This window comes from Clostridium sp. AF29-8BH (assembly GCF_003478145.1).
GTDB classification, from domain to species: Bacteria; Bacillota; Clostridia; order Lachnospirales; family Lachnospiraceae; genus Otoolea; species Otoolea fessa.
The window spans coordinates 144,456-162,729 of record NZ_QUEL01000001.1 but is presented as its reverse complement, the minus strand read 5'-3'; the positions used below and the strand labels follow the sequence as shown (position 1 = coordinate 162,729).

Genomic DNA, 18,274 nt, shown 5'->3' with positions numbered 1-18,274 from the left:
ATTCCCTTTATTTTTTAGGCGTTTCGTATTACAATAAGGATATCGAATCGTATAGAGAGGAGTATCAACATGGCAAAAAAACATTTTGGTAAATTACTGACACTGGCAGCTATCGTCGGCGCTGCAGCAGCTGGTGTTTCTTACGTCTTACAGTATAAATCATTCCACAAGGAACTGGATGAGGATTTCCACGACTTTGAAGATGATTTCGATGATTTTGACGATGCCGGCGATAAAGAAGCTTCCAAGGCTTCTGATACAGCTGCCTCCGAACGCAGCTATGTTTCCTTAAATCCGGAGAAAAAGGAAGCTCCGGCTGAGACTCCAGAGGAAACTTCTGAACATTCTGAGGAAAGCGAAAAAGCTCCGGCTGATGCAGATGTCTCTTCCGAAGAACCAGTCAAAACAGAAACCGTCCGCGCAGATGCTCCGGTTTCCGAGGACGGCGAATCTTCTTCCGAGAAAGAAGATTCCGACGCAGCCCCGGATGACAGCACAACCGTGACGGTTGAGGAAATCACAGAATAACACAGGAGGATTCTTTGCATGATACAAAGTCTTCTCCGCGCGATGGAACTTCTGGAACTTTTAAAAGAAGCCAACCACAAATATTCCATCGCAGAACTTTCCGAATCAACCGGGCTTCCGCCCAGCACAATCCACCGGATTTTGCAGACATTTTGTGAAAAAAAATACGTGATCCGCGATGAACACGCGCACACCTACCAGCTTGGTCCCGCCCTCATCTCTCTCGGTCGGGCGGCGGCTGACAATGTGCGGATTCAGGATGCGGCGCTTCCGATTCTCAAGAACCTCTCCTACTGTACCCGTGAGGATTCCTATCTGATCATCCAGGTTGGCGACAAGGGACTGGTACTTGACAAAACGGACGGTCCGAACCACCTCAAGGTCGTCGAAGAATTTGGCTATGAGATGGATCTGCACTGCGGTGCGATCCGCAAAGCGCTTCTGGCTTTCCAGAGCGACGAATACATCCGCCGCTATCTGGACACACGCTTAACCCGTCCTGAGGCATTTCCAAAGGCGGATCCCGCAGAATTGGCAGAAGAACTCCGCACCATCCGTGAGAAGGGCATTGCCGTTTCCCACGGCGAATACGTCCCGGATGCAGTCGGGATCGGTGCTCCCATTTACGGTATTGACGGACGCATTTCCGCTTCGGTCGGAATCATCGCACCGTATTCCCGTATTGAAGATGACACACATCTTCTGCACCTGCAGGATCAGGTCCGCCACAGTGCGGCAGAATTATCCTATTATATGGGACATACATTTAAGCAGGAGAAATAAAGGAGATTTCACTTTATGATTAATAAACGCTTATTTTTAGCAGGCTTAACAACCGGTCTTCTCTCCCTCTCCGCCGCTTTCCCGGCGATGGCAGGAAGCTGGAAAAATGGAGCTGGTGACAATGCTGCCCGCTGGTGGTACGACAACGGTGACAACACCTGGGCGGCAAATGGCTGGCGCTGGATCGACGGCAACCAGGACGGCGTCAGCGAATGCTACTATTTCGACGCCGAAGGCTGGCTTCTAACCTCCACCACGACACCGGACGGCTACACTGTAAACGCAGACGGCGCCTGGACGGTAAACGGCATCGCTCAGAGCCGCCAGACCGCGGCTTCCAATGAATTCGATAACGAAAGCTGGGACGATTTCCAGAACAGCTCCTCCAAAAAGACGAAAAAAACAGCCACCAGCTCCAGCAGGACGCCAGATTCCGGAAGCTCTGACTCCAGCACCGGCTCATCCGAAGATTCTTCCAGCGATGATAGCAGCAATTCCAACGGAAGCTCCGGCAGCCACAGCAATTCCGGAAGCTCCGGTCCGTCCAAAGAAACCTCTTCTACTTCCGGAGACAAAAAGCCGGATGCTCCAAAGAAGAACTCCAAACAGGAACCAGGCAGCGGCTACCGCCAGGGGTCTGTGACGGATGAGCAAATTGCAAATAATAGTTCTTCTGACTCCACTAAGGAATAAATAAATGTATGCCGCAAGGCGCACCAAACAAACGCCCCCGCAAGAAAATCTCCTGCGGGGGCGTTTCTATCTCATCATTCAGTTTCCCAAACGAATCTTCTATTATTTCTGAAGTGCAAGAACGTCAGCGAATGCCTGAATAGCAGTGCTTGCCTGACCGAAGTCTCTCATCTGCTGGTCGATACCCAGTTTGATGTGCGGAACGCCTGCATCGTTCAGAGCTTTCTTCAGGTATGGATACTCCATCTCCTCCGGATCACAGAACTGCTGCATAAACAGTACCAGACCCTGAGCGCCGCTCTCTTTAACCATGTTAGCTACGAACTCACCACGACGGTTCTTGTCAGATTCCGGATCGTACAGAAGTACTTCGTAATCGATGTTAGCGAACTGTTTAGCCAGTGCTCTAACCGGATCCAGCTCGTCTTCCGGAGCGTCTACACGGAAGGAACGTGTCTCATGTGCTACATCATCTGCAGCGATAGCGATGTTGTTCTCTTCGAAGATAGAAAGCAGCTTCGGATTATCACAGATAATACCGGAGGTAACAACCTTGGTTCCCTTCCAGTCACAGACAGGAAGTTTAGCCAGCTCTGCGTTCAGCTCGTTCAGCTTTGCAGTGTATTCCGGCTTCTCCATGAAGTAGAATGCCTTCAGAACTGCGGAACGTTTGGTTGGTGTGATAACATCACAGTGCTCGTTAGCCAGTTTTACGAACTCACGGCGAGCTGCACGGCTCTTGTTGTATACAACGATAGCATCCTGGATGTCAGAATCAGTAATCTTTCTTCCAGCGATCTCTTCCAGATCAGCTTTTACATGGTTGTACTGATCGATACAGAACTGAAGACCAAACTCTTCGAAACGGTTCTGCGGATGAGCTAAGAAGATAACTTTCATCTTGTCGCCCATAGCTACACGGAAGTTCTGGCTCATCGGACGAAGAGTATCACAGATAGTAGGTGTGATAATACCGTCTAACTGATCCATAGTTCCATCCAGCAGCATCTCCAGAGCTAACTGAGCGATGGTGCAGTAGAAAGTAGCGCAGTACTCTTTTGCACGGCTGATGGTCTTAGTGTTGGAACCCCACATACCCATCGGAACGATACCAGCGGCATATACAAGCTCTTCCGGAGCGTAGTAAGGAAGAACACCAACTACTTTTTTGCCCTGAGCTTTATATTCAGCAAGCTGCTGCTTCGGAGTTGCAGCTTTTACCTTAAATTCTTCTAATAATGCGTTAACACTCATGGTTATTTAGCCTCCTTTGCCTGCTTATTTGCTTCCATTGCCTCAACCAGACCCTCTACACGAGTCTCGTACTGAGCAGCATTGAAGTTACGCGGGTCAGCCTGATCGCCGTCGAAACCAGCACACGGGATACCCAGGTCAGCAGTAAAGCGACGCTGCATCTCAGCCATGTAACCACTCCACGGTTTACAGCTTCTGTTGTAGTGAACCAGAACGCCATCTACCTTGTTATCACGGCAGATGCCTTCACGCCAGTCAACACCCTGCTCGATGCAGACAGAGTTCGGAGCTTTGTAGTAAGCACGAGCCATCTCATCGATGTTGTTGTAAACGAAACCGAATGCCGGAGCATATACAACGGCAGTAACGTTTACACCGTGGGTCTTCAGCGGTTTGAACAGAGCCGGCAGTTTCGGCCAGCACGGAATACCCTCGAACATAACACGGTATTTCTCCGGGAACGGAGTTGTGGTCTCACCCTTCTTAACTGTCTCTTCCAGGTCTTTTGCAAGTAATTCAAAAGCATCACCAGCAGCTACAGTAGCACGTGCAGTTACAACGTCTGCCATGTGGTTGAACAGGTCAAATCCACTGTATGGAGCCGGTTTGTACTGCAGGAAATCACAGACTTTCAGCCAAGCCTTAGCGGTACGGTTAGCGTTTGCACAAGCCTGCTCGAACTTCTTCTCGTCGAACTTCTTGCCTGTCAGCTCTTCCAGCTGTTTGATCGCTTTGTCGAACTGAGCGCGAACGTATTTAACATTCTCATCATGAACTTCTACTGTATTGTTGTACGGGATATCGATCATGATCAGCGGAATGTTGCACATACGAGCGATGTTCTCATACCATTTTGTCATACAGTTACAGATGTTGTTGCAGCAAAGAACGAAATCCGGCTGCGGAATACGCATCTGACGAATCGGAGAAATAGCCTCAAGACGTTTCTCTTTTTCCGGACCATCCGGGAGTTTTTCAATCTCAAGCAGGTTGTCCAGCTGCAGATACGGAGTCTGAGTCTTCGGATCCTTCTTCGGTTTTCCGTCTTCACCCATCACTACGTTGCCGTCAGCATCTTTTAATGGTTTACCTGTGCTCGGATCGATGATGTATTCACCAGTCTCCGGATCATACTTACGGGATACACGTACACCAGCTGCATATGCAAGGCTGATACGAGCGTAACCGCAGATATCGTTGTCATATCCAAGATCCTCAGCTGCCTGGCACATCAGCTCACCGTAACGGTTAGCTGCGATACCAGCTGCCTGGTTCTCCGGATACATAACGTGTAAATCAAATGCTGCTGCAAGCTCACACGGGAATTTGGAAGAAGACCATCCAACTAACTCGCCTCTTGCTTTGGCCTCACGCGCCTCTTTGTGTACGTCATCTACGACTTTACGAAGCGCAAGAACACCAGGACTAACTTGTTTTGCCATAATAATTATCCTCCATTCTTAAAAATTAACTTAGTTACTTCTGACGGCTGGCTACCTGATATGCCATCAGGGCTGCGCCAAGCGCGCCGTTATACTGTGTCAGCGGGGATGTACAAATCTTTACGCCAAGCTCAGCCTCAAGCGCATCTACTACGCCCTGGTTCTGAGCCACACCGCCTGTCATAACGACATCCGGCACTACACCGATTCGGTGGGCAAGACCCGTGACACGATGAGCCACTGAACGATGAATACCGGCAATAATATCACATTTATCCGTTCCCATCGACAACTGGCTTATAACCTCACTCTCTGCAAAAACCGTACAGGTGGAACTGATTCCTACCTGCTTCTTGGACATAGCGCCAAGACGGCCTAGATCACTTACCTCAACTTCGAGAACGCGAGCCATAACATCCAGGAATCTTCCGGTTCCGGCTGCACACTTATCGTTCATCTGGAAGTTTGTCATGACACCGTCCTCAACGCGAAGAACCTTCACGTCCTGACCGCCGATGTCAATTACGGTATGAACCTTCGGGAAAAGGAAATAAGCGCCCTTTGCATGACATGACAGCTCACTCATCTGCTTATCGGCAATTCCGTCCATCAGAGATGTACGTCCATAACCGGTAGCCAGTGTGAATGCCATATCTTCTTTCTTGAGGCCTGCATCTTCCAGAACTGCCTCGATGGCACGGCTTGGACCGCTGGTACCTGCTCCAACGTCAATCAGAGACTTACCTACGATCTCCTTGCCATCCTTCAGGATGATACATTTGGAAGCTGTAGAGCCTACGTCGATACCTAAAGTGAAAATTTCGCTCATGATGTATCTTTTTCCTTTCAATACTGACTTTCTATGCCTGATTTTTGTTTCAACGATGTTTTGGCAGATCCGTGCTATCACATCGTCTCCACCCATCATAATACCACAAAATCAACTAAAAGTCGCTGTAAAATCTTGAAAATGTTATAAAATAATTCTTAACAAAACTATTACTTATTACTTATCTGCCTGAGTATACCAATAAATCGAGCAAAGGTTCCAGTTCCTTTGCCCGATTTATCTGCAAGCATCCGGCAAAACGGTTCATTTACAGTCATACAGACAAGCCGCTTCGCCAGAGCCTCACACTATTCACACTATCAATTTGTTACTTATCACTATTTACACTATCACTGTCAGCCGCGTACTTACGCGCCTTCTCTTTTTAAAATGTTATCTTAGCGGCACCTATCACAATGCCGTTTTAATTTGATAATTATTTACCGTAGTTGATGAACTCACGAGTAGATCTCGGAGCCAGCATCTGATGCATCGGGCAGATAGCCTGAGCATTCTGATAATAAGCCTCGGTAAATGCCTGGATGTACGGACGAAGATCGGTCAGATCTACGATCTCATCAACCATACCCTGTTTTGTACAATATTTCGGACGAGATTTGTCTGTGTACATCTGGATCATAGCGTTCATCTTGTCGATGATCGGCTGAAGCGGCTCGCCAGCTTTTTTAGCTTTAACAAGCTTTCTGGAGTACATAGCGTTTGCAGCGGTCTCACCCGGCATTACGTAGTACTCGCAAGCACCTGTACCGATAGAGAATACGTTGGTGTTGTTGCCCTGCGGACCACCCAGAACGTAGTGAGCAGCAGCACTTGCCTTACGAAGAGTAACCTCCAGAGACGGAAGCTTAGCATTCTCGATAGAGTAGATCAGGGACTGACCTAAACCAAGCAGCTCTGCCTTCTCAGCGTCATCGCCTACATCGATACCTGTGGTATCCTGCAGCCAGATAACCGGTGTCTTATCACGAGCACACAGAGTAACGAACTCGTTCATCTTAATCAGACCCTGACGGTACAGCTTACCACCGATACCTACAGAACCCTGTTTGTACTCCGGATAGTTCATGAGTAAGCCCTGTACGTTAGCGATAACACCAACCAGAAGGCCGTTAACTTTTGCAAGACCAGCAACGATCTCCGGACCGTAGCCTTTCTTGTACTCGAAGAACTCACTGTTATCGAACAGACGGCCGATTACATCGTAGATGTCGTACGGACGTTTCTGGTTCATCGGGATGATGCTGTACAGATCCTCAGCCGGAAGCTGCGGAGCCTTCGGGCTGTCAACACGGAAGAACTCCAGGTTGAAGCACGGAAGGTAGTTGATGTACTTCTTGATTCCCTCGATAACGCCTAAATCATCCTCGTAAACTTCACGGAAGAATCCGGTCTCATCATAGTGGATCGGCACGGAACCCGGAGCCGGAACGTGATGTTTGCTGTTCTCGATCTGAGCGTTAACGATCTGCTCTGCTGCTTCCTCATCGATGTAACCCTTCGGGTTCATACCGGAAAGGATACCAGCGCCACCAACTGCCATGTTCGCATCTTTATGAGCGATCAGGATAGTCGGGGAAATGCTGTGGTAACCACCACCTGCCGGGTTGGTTCCGTAGATACCTACGATAACCGGAACACCAAGCTGGTTTAACTCAGCGTTGCGGAAGAACGGTGTACCACCACCACGACGGTTCGGGTATACTTTGTCCTGATTCGGGAACTCAACGCCTGAGCAGTTTAACAGGTATACTAACGGCAGATGCAGCATCTTAGCGGTATCTGCAGCACGGAGCAGGTTATCTGCCTGTCCCGGAACCCAAGCACCAGCCATCTTCTTGTTATCAGAAGCGATGATGTAAACCCATTTGCCATTTACACGGCCAAGACCATTCAGAACGTTAGTTGTCTGGAAACGGTTGTCTTCCGGATTGTAAAGGCTGTTTAACGGGCACCATGTACCTGGATCGATCAGGGCGTTGATACGCTGTGTAGCAGAAAGCTGTCCACGTGCGTTTAACTTCTCTTCGGTTGTGATACCAGCATCAAGAGCCTGCTTAATGGACTCATGGATGTCGTTCTCAACAGCCTTCAGTTCCTGCTCGTTTTCCGGATTCGGATTAACCAGAGCTTTACCAACGGTAGGCATATTCTGGAAATATCCTGGCATTGAATACATATTCATGTCTTCTTTTCTCCTTATAAAATAAAAAATAAAAATGGTTATAAATGAATTGCTTGCGGGACAGTTCGTCTCCTGTCCCGCCTGCAATCAGTAACTAATTAATCGACAGAAATGATATCTGTCTTGATTCCCTATGGAAGGCTAATTACTTAGTCTCCTTCGGAACTTTGATGAATGCCTGACCTGGGTCGATCTCTTCACGAATAACGCGGATGATCTCCGGATCCGGACCTTCCATCAGCTGAGCTCTGGAGGTATCGATCTCGAAACCAGTGTTCTCCTGAACCATTTCCGGAGAGGAGAATGGATAGTAGTAAGCCAGGTACATTCTCTTGGTCTCTTCGTCGAATTTCATGATACCAAGATCGGTAACTACCATCTGCGGTCCACGGTTGCCCGGAAGACCTGCTCTCTCACGTCCGCCAGGGCCGTCCATCCAGCCACAGCTTGTGATGTAGTCAACATGCTCCATGAATCTTCTCTTCTGATGCTGCATCATGATGATGGTGTTGCAGAAAGTAGCGATTCCGTTTGCACCGCCAGAACCGGTGAAACGTGTGGTAGGTTTAACATAATCACCCTTACCAAAGATACAGGTAGAGTTAACGTTTCCGTACGGGTCGATCTGAGCGCCACCGATGAATGCGATCATACGATCAGCATCATGTAACCACTCATTAGCCTCGAAACCTACGAAACGAACGTTTGGCCACTGTACTGCACAGTGAGCCATGAAACGGTTGTCACCTACAGAACGCGGAACCTCGATCGGAGAACAATCCATAAGACCACTCTCTACGATCGGATGGCAGCTCGGGCAAACAACACGTTTTGCCAGGGATGCACCGATTAACGGAAGACCGGTACCAACGATAACGATCTGATTTTCTTTAATATTTTTTGCGATGGCGTAAGCCTGCATTTCCTGCTTTGTATACTTTGTATAATCAGCCATTTTAGATTTTCCCTCCCTCAATTAATGTCTGGTAGAATAGCCAAGATGCGGCTCATTCTTAAGGTTCATGAGGCGAGCGCCGCCCAGTACGTTGAGCAGATCATCCTGATCCTTGCATCCATATACATACTTCTGAAGGTAATCCTTGAAGGTCTCCGGAATCTTGGTGCCGTCAGCAGCATCTTTTGCAGCCTGTGCAGCAACTTCTGCAGCTTTTGCAAGCTTCTCATCTTCCGGCTTAGCAGCAGCAGCCTTAGCAGCTTTGTCTGCAGCCTCTGAAGCTGTGCCTTAGCATCCTCAGCGTCAAGGTACTTGGAAGCCTTGTCGTACTCTTTCAAGCCCTTATCATCATCATCATAATAGCCGTAGCACTGTGCCGGCCAAGCACCGTACGGTGCACGAACAACGGCGTCTACACACTCACCAAAGATTCTTGTCTTGGTTGGGTCACGACGGATATACTCATCACTTACGATCTCCTCGCAGGTAACGATACAACGTTTTGCAGCTACAGCGATATCTACGTCATGGAACTCATCACCATCGATGATACAGGTTCCATCCGGAGATGCCTGCTGAACATGGATGATAGCGCAGTCAAGCTTCGGAACCGGAACAGCCAGCAGCTTCTCGCCTGGCTCAAGCGGGTTCTCGATCTCTACGCATTTCAGGTTGTCAACACCTTCCATGGTTCTTCTCTTCTCTTCGCTGATACCCCAGAACTTAACAAGTCCGGAGCCCTGCATCATACGTACCGGCAGGTACGGAAGACCCAGAGATGCAGCATGAAGCTGAAGCATCAGAACGTCCTGAGAATAATCCTCATATGTAAGCTCACCCTTCTCGATAGCTGCACGGAAACGACGAGCTACGTTGGTGTAACCAGAGTTTGCAGTATAGCAGTTGATGTAGGCTCTCACACGGCCCTCACCGATTAACGCATCCCAGTCACCACCTGCCGGGCCAGACCAGCCTACAAAACCAGTTTTACCCTGACGAAGGATCTCGTAAACTGCTGCATACGGTTTACGGTTTGTTGTAAATCCGCCGAGACAAAGTACATCGTTGTCACATACATACTTTTCTACGGCATCGTGTAAAGACATTACTTTATTAGCCACAATAAAGCCTCCTTTAAAAAAATTTTCTATAACTACCTATATAAATAAGTAAAAACGGGATCCGGTACTTCCGGCGCTGCGGTCTTTCGCAGGCCAGATGCAGCCAGATCCCGGCTGCAACAGCCAAAAATCAATATTCGATTAACCGAAAATCAGCATGAAGAAACCTGCTGCTACGGCAGAACCGATAACACCTGCTACGTTTGGTCCCATAGCGTGCATCAGAAGGAAGTTGGTCGGATTCTCTTTTGCACCAACTGTCTGAGAAACGCGGGCAGCCATCGGTACAGCAGATACACCAGCGGAACCGATTAACGGGTTGATCTTGCCGCCGGTTACAGCGCACAGCACCTTACCAAGGAGAACACCTCCGATGGTAGCGAATGCGAATGCAAGCAGACCCATGCAGATAATAGCGATGGTCTGAACACGCAGGAAGATCTCGCCGTTTGCGGTTGCACCTACGGTAGTACCAAGCATGATAGTTACGATGTTGCACAGTGCGTTCTGAGCTGTATCAGAAAGACGCTCTGTAACACCAGATTCACGAAGCAGGTTACCAAGCATCAGCATACCAAGCAGCGGAGCTACGGACGGAAGAAGCAGGGAGCAGAACAGTACTACGAATACCGGGAATACGATCTTCTCAACCTTGCTTACCTTACGGAGCTGCTTCATAACGATGGAACGCTCTTTCTTAGTGGTAAGAAGCTTCATGATCGGCGGCTGAATCAGCGGAATCAGCGCCATGTAGGAGTAAGCGGCAACGGCGATCGGAGCAACCAGATCCGGTGCCAGGTTGTTAGCTACATAGATAGCGGTCGGACCGTCTGCACCACCGATGATACCGATAGCAGCTGCCTCACCTACTGTAAACAGACCAGTTGCGTTAGCCAGCATGAATGCAATGTAGATACCGAACTGAGCAGCTGCACCAAGCAGAAGGCTCACCGGGTTTGCAATCAGCGGACCAAAGTCTGTCATGGCACCTACTGCCATGAAGATCAGACACGGGAACAAACTGGACTTAACACCGCCGTAGATGATACGCAGAACACCTGCGGTATACCACGGCTCGCTTTCCTTCATCAGGTCAGCCAACGGCAGGTTTGCCAGGAACATACCAAATGCAATCGGAAGCAGAAGAAGCGGCTCGAACTGCTTTTTAATTGCCAGGTATAATAATACAAAAGCAATGAGAATCATTACACAGCTTCTCCAGGTCAATGCTGCGAAACCCGACTGTGCAAGAAGCTCTTTTAATATTTCAAAAAAGTTCATTACCTAACCTCCTAGTTCAGAGCAACCAGAGCAGCTCCTGTATCAACAGAATCGCCAGCCTTAACAAGGATCTTGCTGACTGTACCGTCTGCCGGAGCAACGATCTCAGTCTCCATTTTCATGGCTTCCATAATAACTACTACTTCGCCAAATTTAACTGCCTGTCCTTCAGATACCTTGATGTTCAGGATTTTACCTGGCATTGGAGCTTCTACGGTAGTTGCGCCCGCCGGAGCTGCTGCCTTCGGAGCCGGAGCTGCTGCCGATGCCGGAGCTGGAGCCGGTGCTGCTGCAACTGGAGCCGGAGCCGGTGCTGCCGGTCTCTGTACCGGTGCGGATGCCGGAAGAACCGGAGCTGCCGGAGCTGCTACACCATTACGATCCAGAGATTTGTAAGCTTCTAATTTTTCTACTTCAACTTCGTATTTCTTTCCATTGATCGTAGCAACATATTTCATAATTCTTTACGTCCTTTCGAATGTTTATCATTACTGTTCACACATGTGTGCCCAGTAATGGGATTTTGCCGATGCTTTGTATTCCAAATCGGCAAAATCTGTTGCCTGAACTGTATCATACAGAATTTTCAGTTCCGAAAATTCCTTTTTGTAAACAGTTGCTATTTATCATAGTATCGTCTATTAGTTCAGGGTAACCAGTGCTGCACCTGTGTCAACGGCGTCGCCTGCTTTGACAAGAATCTGTGCTACTGTACCGTCTGCCGGAGCAACGATTTCAGTTTCCATCTTCATAGCTTCCATCACGATGACGGTCTCACCAAACTTAACTGCCTGTCCTGCAGATACTTTGATGTTCAGGATTTTACCTGGCATCGGAGCCTCTACGGTAGTTGCACCTGCTGCCGGTGCTGCCGCCGGAGCTGCTGCTGGTGCAGGAGCCGGTGCTGCTGGTGCAGGCGCCGGTGCTGGAGCTGCCGGTGCTGCTGCTGGAGCCGGTGCTGCTGCCGGAGCCTCGCCGTAACGCGGCATTGGCTCGTATGCATCGATTCTTTCAAGTTCTACTTCGTACTGTTTTCCATTGAGGGTAGCCGTATACTTCATAACTGCTCTAACCTTCCTTTCGATTTCCTTTCATTCCTGTTTCTCATTACTTAACTTCTGTCACGCTCAAGATCTTAAACTTGTCTGTCGGCAATCCGAGGTCATCCCCGATCGTTGCCATCAGCACGGCAAGTAATTCCTTATCAGCTTCATCCGACACAGCCGGTGCTGCTTTCTGTGCTGCGGCCGGGGCCTTAGCACCATCAGAAACAACGGAGCGGAGAATCTTGGAAATTACCATAATTGCCAGAGCCAGACAGATCAGAGCCAGGAAAACTACCGAAAGACCCAGCAGAGAAACGATAACTGACTGCCCGAAAGGCATAGTTGGTTCAGTCCACATTGTGCATTGCACCTCCTTATTTATTTTAGGTTCTGCTTTCTTTGTGAAAAATTATACTTATAAAATTCCACCAGTAAGATTCCGTATTGTGGAATGCATTCCATTTTTGAAAGCAATTTATAAGGGGCTTTTCCCCTTAACTGTAACAAGTGAAGCCACAGATTGACATGATCAGCTCACTTTACTTAAATTATAACAGTAACCCCCCTGATTGTCAACCAAGCCTTTCATAAATTATGCACAAAAAGCAGGGTGTTTTATTAGCAAAAACAACCTGCTTTTTATAGGTTATTACTACATTTTTCTACATTTTTCTTAATAACCCCCGGAAGAATCGCCAAGACCTCTCAAGCATTTTGCTCATATTCTAAAATGTATTCTGAAAGTCCCGTTCTCTCCTTTTTTCATCAGAACAAAGCCGCTTTTTTCTGTATTTTTTTATACATTTTCAAGAGTTGTTCTCGATTTATTTCGGAAGCTTGAAAGAGCTCTTCAGCGAAACAATCCGGTTGAAAACCGGTTTGCCCGGCTCGCTGTCGCGGCAGTCCACGCAGAAGTATCCATTGCGGACGAACTGAAAGCTCTCAAATGCTTTTGCCTCTTTCAGACCCGGCTCTAAGTAACACTCTTTCAGAACGCGCAAGGAATTCGGATTTAAGTTCAGCGTTCCATCTGCATTGAGTTTGCCCTTTTCCTCGTCTACCAGGTTCTCATAGAGACGTACTTCTGCTTTCAGTGCAGTCTGTGCTGCTACCCAGTGAATCGTACCTTTTACCTTTCTTGCATTGAAGCCGGAACCACTCTTCGTCTCTGGATCGTAGGTACAGTGAACAACCGTTACATTACCGTCTGCATCTTTCTCGAATCCGGTGCAGGTAACAAAGTACGCGTTCATCAGGCGGACCTCATTGCCCGGGAAGAGACGGAAGTATTTCTTCGGTGGTTCTTCCATAAAGTCCTCGCGTTCGATGTAAAGTTCTCTGCCAAATGGAATCTTTCTGGAACCAAGTTCCTCGTTCTCCATATTGTTTGGTGCATCCAGCTCCTCGATCTGTCCTTCCGGATAGTTGTCGATAACAAGCTTGACCGGGTCAAGAATTGCCATCACACGGGACTTCTTTAATTTCAGATCCTCGCGCAGGCAGTACTCTAACATTGCACTGTCGATGGAATTATCTGCTTTGGAGACACCTGCCAGCTCTACAAAGCGGCGGATGGATTCCGGCGTGTAACCTCTGCGGCGCAGCGCTGCGATGGTTACCAGACGCGGGTCATCCCAGCCATCTACAATCTTATCTTCTACCAGTTTCTTGATATAACGTTTTCCGGTAATGACGTTGGTCAGATACATCTTCGCAAACTCAATCTGGCGCGGCGGGTTCTCAAACTCGCACTCTCTTACGACCCAGTCATAGAGCGGTCTGTGATCCTCAAATTCCAGCGTACAAATCGAATGCGTGATGTGCTCAATCGCATCCTCAATCGGATGAGCGAAATCGTACATCGGGTAAATGCACCATTTGTCCCCGGTGTTGTGATGATGCATATGGGCTACACGATAAATAACCGGATCACGCATATTGATGTTTGGGGATGCCATATCAATTTTCGCACGCAGTACCTTTTCGCCATCCGCATATTTGCCTTCTTTCATCTCCTCAAAGAGCTGTAAGTTCTCCTCGATGCTGCGGTTGCGGTATGGGCTTTCCTTACCAGGATTGTTAAAATCACCGCGGTACTCGCGGATCTGATCAGCTGTCAGATCGCAGACGAATGCTTTTCCCTTTTTAATAAGAAGAACTGCACACTCATACATCTGCTGGAAATAGTTGGATGCAAAAAACAGGCGGTCCTCAAAATCAGCGCCCAGCCATTTTACATCCTCGATGATTGACTCAACAAACTCCGTCTTCTCCTTCGTCGGGTTGGTGTCATCAAAACGGAGATTGAATTTTCCGTTGTATTCTTTTGCCAGTCCAGAGTTCAGAATAATCGATTTAGCGTGTCCAATATGAAGATATCCGTTCGGTTCCGGAGGAAATCTCGTCTGGACATGATCGTAAACGCCCTCTGCCAGATCTTTGTCAATCTCGCGCTCGATAAAGTTCTTGGAGACAGCCTCTTCCTTCTCCTCTCCCTCTGCCAATGGTTTTTTATTTTCTTCCATATACATTCCCTCCGTTGTTTCTTTTCGTAAATTGATACTGTTGTTTGAGTCAAATCAAACAGTTTTATTTTTTATCATATCACATTTTGGAGTTTTCGAAAAGGGGATATTTGCCCACAAAAAAGGAAGCGCCGCGGGAGGACACTTCCTTTTCTGATTTTCAATTTTTAAGCATCTTTATTATGGCAATTTAAGATGTCCTGCGTTCGCAGGTAATTGTACTTCTTCTTATTATATATGTGTTTTTATGCGATTTTACTTATGCGTTTGCAAGAGCCTCGCCCAGTGCCTCGCACTCAGCACCTGCTGCCTCGTCCGGCGTTGCGTTGCAGATTACCGGCTCGCAAGCCATGGTTACGCCCAGAGTCATGCAGTCGCTCTCCCAGGTACGCATCCACTCGCCGTCGCCCCATCCGTAAGAACCGAATAATGCAATCTTTTTGCCAGAGAGAACCGGGCTAACCTCGTCGAACATCGGCTGGAACTCAGACTCCTCTAACTGTTCAGCCCCCATAGACGGGCAGCCAAATGCGATTCTGTCATACTCGCCAGCTTTGTCAGCGCCAAACTCTGCGGAAGTAAATAAATCAGCCTCGCCACCCGCTTTCTTAACGCCCTCTGCTACGTAATTTGCCATAGCCTCTGTGTTTCCCGTTCCGCTCCAGTATACAATTGCTACCTTGCTCATTTTTATTTCCTCCTTGTGAATAATTTACTTACTTAGATTTATTATGCGGCTTTTACAAGCTGAATAATCGGTGTCCCCTGACGGTATTTCTCCCGGCACACTTCCGTGCATTCCCGGTATGAATCAAACCGCCGTTTTGCTTCCTGCGGGTCGCCATACGTCTTCCAGTAACCGCTGCAGGTATAATTTTTTCCCCGATTTTCAATGAATCCAACAACATCCTCAAGCGGATACCCCAGGAAAATGCCAATCTCATGTGGAAAATCATGTTCCAGACAAAGCCGGTTGGAAAGCTGCTTCAAAAAGCCATCGACCGTCTTCTGCATCTGGTAACCAGACTTTTTTAAAAAGTGCTGTACAGATATTTTACCCAGAATAAAGCGAAGCCATTCCTCGCGGTACACCAGAATCAGAAACGCGCCCGTCCGGCTGCACTCTTTAAGCGCCCGCACCTGAAGCCCCGACGGTTCCAGTTCCCGGTTCCAGAAATCAAGCGCTTCCAGGAGTTTATCACGGTTCTGCGGCTGATAGCGGAACAAGTTCGACGGTTTGATGCCACGAAGAGTCGGCGCACACACCTCTACGAATACTTCTTCAAACAATCGTTCCATCTTCCTGCCTCCTGACTGCTTCTCTTAGTTAGCCATATCTACCTTTAGTTAGATATGGCTAACTATCTTTTAAAAAATAAAAGGCTTTTTCTGCCTTCTATTTTCCTTTTCACGGGTTAGTCTTATCTAACTTCAATGAGACTATATCATGAATCACTTACCACGTCAAGCAAATTTTGTTCATTTTTGCTTACTGAGTTTTTTTATCAGTAACATCATTTTCTATCTTTTGGGACGATAAATAATCTCATTCACCGTATACACCGTCACAAATGCCTCGGATCTGTTTTTAATATATACGGCATGAGCTGTGCATATTCGTTTTTATCTACGATCGTGATAATTTCCGTCTTCGGCTCATTGTCAAACGCGCCGAATCCCTGATAGATCGTCGCGCCGCTGTGAAGCGTATGCAGGATAAACTGGCGTATCTCTTCTTCTTTTTCCGAGATAATGCAAACTCTCTTTTTCAGATTCAGACCGAAAATAAAATGATCCAGCACAATTCCGTTTACGTATGTACCCAGAATGCCCAGCACCACCAGTTTTTTATCGCTGAAAAACACGGATGAGAGCGCCACACACATGCCTGGAAGCGCCATCGCTTTTCCCAGCTCCATATGGAAATATTTGTTTAAGAGCTTTGCCACGATGTCCAGACCGCCCGACGAGGCATTCATCCGGAACAAAAGAGCCAGACCAACGCTGACAACAAAGATATAGCAGACCGTATCCATCATCGCATCCTGGTTGATCGACACAAAATCCGGGAAAACCTGCTCAAACACCCACAGAAAAACCGGCAGAATCAGTGACGTATATACCGTCTTGACGCCGAACTCGCGTCCGATAAAAAGAAAGCCCACCACCAGAAGCGCCGCATTTAAAATAAAGGTCAGCACTGAAATCGGCAGCGGTATCACATTTCCCAAAAGCATCGCCAGACCGGAAATACTTCCCACCGATACACCGCTCGGAATCAGAAAGAAATAGACGGCTGCCGCCACGACAAAGGTCGCCGCTGTGATCATTGTGTACTCCCCGATTACGCGCATGGACTTTTTGGCCATAACTTAAAACCTCCTCATATTACAATTTCGCGCGAGCGCGCATCTTTGGCACGTTAGCGCCTTTTTGTGTAATAGAGAATTTCAAGGTATTTCCTATTACACAAAAAGACACATCGCGTCTGCAATGTGTCTTCGTAATGAGGCATCGGGGATTCGAACCCCGGACAACTTGATTAAAAGTCAAGTGCTCTACCGACTGAGCTAATACCCCATATTTAACTGGGCTAGTTGGATTCGGACCAACGAATGCAGGAGTCAAAGTCCTGTGCCTTACCGCTTGGCGATAGCCATCAGCAAAAGATCCTTTAAAGAAGGTGGATATAGGGATTCGAACCCTAGGCCTCCAGAGCCACAATCTGCGCGCTAACCAACTGCGCTATATCCACCATAGGAATCTGTCGAAACAGATTCGACGAGCCTGAAGGGATTCGAACCCCCGACCCACGGCTTAGAAGGCCGTTGCTCTATCCAGCTGAGCTACAGACTCATATTCATTTTGCGATTCTGACCGTTTTATCCGGCACTGTAACCTTTCCCGCACCTGACCTTTCAGCCAACTGCTTGTCTGTCTCATCGACAGCAAAGATAGTATATAACATTTGAAAAAGAATGTCAACAGGAAATTTCATATTTTTTAAAATAATTTCAAAAATTCATTTCTTTTGACTTTCCCCCTATTTTTCCACCTCTTCCTGCTCGTATGACAGGAAGTCCGCCAGAAATCCCTTTTCCCGCAGCGCTGCCTCGATCTCGTCGAGAATCTCCTCCTGATCGGCAGCCACGTGATGGAAATGATAGCCCGATGTCACGTTTAAAAGCGGCGTGGAACGCCCAGTCCGGATATTTTCCACAAATGCCTCAACATCGCGGCGGCTGCGGATATTTAACGGCGCCGATACCTTTCCATAGATGCGGTGGTTGACCATGACATCCAGCACCTCGCCGCCCAGATCAACAATCGTATTCAGCTCTTCGCGCGTCTGCTCGGTCGTATGGCACATTTTAAAGAGGCGTTCCGTCTGGTGCGGCACCTCCAGCACATAACCGCGGGCAGTCGCAAGGACAGGGTGTCCCTCGGTACGCAGAAGCGCGATATCCTGCACCACCACCTGACGGCTCACGCCGACTGCCCGCCCCAGCGCCCCGCCGGAAAGCGGTGTGGATGACTGTCCCAGCATTTCCAGTATTTTCTTTCTCCGCTGTACTCCTGTCATCGTTGTTTCCATCCTGTTTTCCCTGTCCTTT

General features: G+C 48.1%; 18 protein-coding genes and 4 tRNA genes. 3 read left to right on the top strand and 19 right to left on the bottom strand.

Annotated elements, in window-relative coordinates; translation table 11 throughout:
- The first annotated feature begins 69 nt into the window (after nucleotides 1-69).
- Genes DWZ16_RS00675 through DWZ16_RS00665 form a run of 3 tightly spaced genes read left to right on the top strand, consistent with a single transcriptional unit; the run spans nucleotide 70 to nucleotide 2,004 of the window.
- Entirely contained in the window at nucleotides 70-528 is a 459-nt protein-coding gene (locus DWZ16_RS00675; protein WP_107000298.1) for a hypothetical protein, read from the top strand.
- Nucleotides 529-546: 18 nt separating this feature from the next.
- Nucleotides 547-1,311 carry an IclR family transcriptional regulator gene (locus tag DWZ16_RS00670; RefSeq protein ID WP_107000299.1) on the top strand — a complete coding sequence of 255 codons (765 nt, stop codon included), beginning with the start codon at nucleotides 547-549 and terminating at the stop codon, nucleotides 1,309-1,311.
- A 15-nt stretch (nucleotides 1,312-1,326) separates the two neighbouring features.
- A complete protein-coding gene (locus tag DWZ16_RS00665) occupies nucleotides 1,327-2,004 on the top strand; it encodes a choline-binding protein (RefSeq protein ID WP_107000300.1) in 678 nt (225 codons plus the stop codon).
- A 102-nt stretch (nucleotides 2,005-2,106) separates the two neighbouring features.
- Here DWZ16_RS00665 and hgdB read toward each other — a convergent pair whose 3' ends face one another.
- From hgdB to DWZ16_RS00570, 19 genes are all read right to left on the bottom strand, one after another.
- Nucleotides 2,107-3,258 carry a (R)-2-hydroxyglutaryl-CoA dehydratase subunit beta gene (hgdB, locus tag DWZ16_RS00660; protein WP_107000301.1) on the bottom strand — a complete coding sequence of 384 codons (1,152 nt, stop codon included), beginning with the start codon at nucleotides 3,256-3,258 and terminating at the stop codon, nucleotides 2,107-2,109.
- 2 nt (nucleotides 3,259-3,260) lie between these two features.
- Entirely contained in the window at nucleotides 3,261-4,700 is a 1,440-nt protein-coding gene (hgdA, locus tag DWZ16_RS00655) for a (R)-2-hydroxyglutaryl-CoA dehydratase subunit alpha (protein ID WP_107000302.1), read from the bottom strand.
- A gap of 34 nt (nucleotides 4,701-4,734) precedes the next feature.
- Nucleotides 4,735-5,529 carry a (R)-2-hydroxyglutaryl-CoA dehydratase activase HgdC gene (gene hgdC, locus DWZ16_RS00650; protein WP_107000303.1) on the bottom strand — a complete coding sequence of 265 codons (795 nt, stop codon included), beginning with the start codon at nucleotides 5,527-5,529 and terminating at the stop codon, nucleotides 4,735-4,737.
- A gap of 436 nt (nucleotides 5,530-5,965) precedes the next feature.
- Nucleotides 5,966-7,732, bottom strand: coding sequence for an acyl-CoA carboxylase subunit beta (locus tag DWZ16_RS00645; RefSeq protein ID WP_107000304.1), 1,767 nt, complete (start codon nucleotides 7,730-7,732; stop codon nucleotides 5,966-5,968).
- A 145-nt stretch (nucleotides 7,733-7,877) separates the two neighbouring features.
- Entirely contained in the window at nucleotides 7,878-8,687 is an 810-nt protein-coding gene (gene gctB, locus DWZ16_RS00640; protein ID WP_107000305.1) for a glutaconate CoA-transferase subunit B, read from the bottom strand.
- A 65-nt stretch (nucleotides 8,688-8,752) separates the two neighbouring features.
- Nucleotides 8,753-9,808 carry a CoA-transferase gene (locus DWZ16_RS00635; RefSeq protein WP_412693818.1) on the bottom strand — a complete coding sequence of 352 codons (1,056 nt, stop codon included), beginning with the start codon at nucleotides 9,806-9,808 and terminating at the stop codon, nucleotides 8,753-8,755.
- Nucleotides 9,809-9,949: 141 nt separating this feature from the next.
- A complete protein-coding gene (locus DWZ16_RS00630) occupies nucleotides 9,950-11,089 on the bottom strand; it encodes a sodium ion-translocating decarboxylase subunit beta (protein WP_022359952.1) in 1,140 nt (379 codons plus the stop codon).
- 11 nt (nucleotides 11,090-11,100) lie between these two features.
- Nucleotides 11,101-11,547 (bottom strand): biotin/lipoyl-containing protein, encoded by a 447-nt coding sequence (locus DWZ16_RS00625; protein WP_118522079.1) that lies wholly within the window; start codon nucleotides 11,545-11,547, stop codon nucleotides 11,101-11,103.
- Nucleotides 11,548-11,730: 183 nt separating this feature from the next.
- On the bottom strand, nucleotides 11,731-12,150 hold the full coding sequence (locus DWZ16_RS00620; RefSeq protein ID WP_118467957.1) for a biotin/lipoyl-containing protein: 420 nt from the start codon (nucleotides 12,148-12,150) through the stop codon (nucleotides 11,731-11,733).
- A 46-nt stretch (nucleotides 12,151-12,196) separates the two neighbouring features.
- A complete protein-coding gene (locus DWZ16_RS00615) occupies nucleotides 12,197-12,493 on the bottom strand; it encodes an OadG family protein (RefSeq protein ID WP_022359955.1) in 297 nt (98 codons plus the stop codon).
- 466 nt (nucleotides 12,494-12,959) lie between these two features.
- Complete coding sequence (locus tag DWZ16_RS00610) at nucleotides 12,960-14,660, bottom strand: glutamine--tRNA ligase/YqeY domain fusion protein (protein WP_118467955.1); 1,701 nt, start codon at nucleotides 14,658-14,660, stop codon at nucleotides 12,960-12,962.
- A 259-nt stretch (nucleotides 14,661-14,919) separates the two neighbouring features.
- Nucleotides 14,920-15,348 carry a flavodoxin gene (locus tag DWZ16_RS00605; RefSeq protein WP_022359957.1) on the bottom strand — a complete coding sequence of 143 codons (429 nt, stop codon included), beginning with the start codon at nucleotides 15,346-15,348 and terminating at the stop codon, nucleotides 14,920-14,922.
- 41 nt (nucleotides 15,349-15,389) lie between these two features.
- Nucleotides 15,390-15,959, bottom strand: a complete 570-nt coding sequence (locus DWZ16_RS00600) for a DUF3793 family protein (protein WP_118522078.1) — start codon at nucleotides 15,957-15,959, stop codon at nucleotides 15,390-15,392.
- Between the two features lie 266 nt (nucleotides 15,960-16,225).
- The gene (locus DWZ16_RS00595) at nucleotides 16,226-17,029 is read right to left on the bottom strand and encodes a YitT family protein (protein WP_412694256.1); all 804 of its coding nucleotides are present in this window, start codon (nucleotides 17,027-17,029) and stop codon (nucleotides 16,226-16,228) included.
- Between the two features lie 138 nt (nucleotides 17,030-17,167).
- Nucleotides 17,168-17,240 (bottom strand) — tRNA-Lys (locus tag DWZ16_RS00590).
- A gap of 11 nt (nucleotides 17,241-17,251) precedes the next feature.
- A tRNA-Gln gene (locus tag DWZ16_RS00585) sits at nucleotides 17,252-17,320 on the bottom strand.
- Nucleotides 17,321-17,342: 22 nt separating this feature from the next.
- A tRNA-His gene (locus DWZ16_RS00580) sits at nucleotides 17,343-17,415 on the bottom strand.
- Nucleotides 17,416-17,442: 27 nt separating this feature from the next.
- Nucleotides 17,443-17,516, bottom strand: a tRNA-Arg gene (locus tag DWZ16_RS00575).
- 187 nt (nucleotides 17,517-17,703) lie between these two features.
- A complete protein-coding gene (locus DWZ16_RS00570) occupies nucleotides 17,704-18,243 on the bottom strand; it encodes a transcription repressor NadR (protein ID WP_333489813.1) in 540 nt (179 codons plus the stop codon).
- Nucleotides 18,244-18,274: the final 31 nt, after the last annotated feature.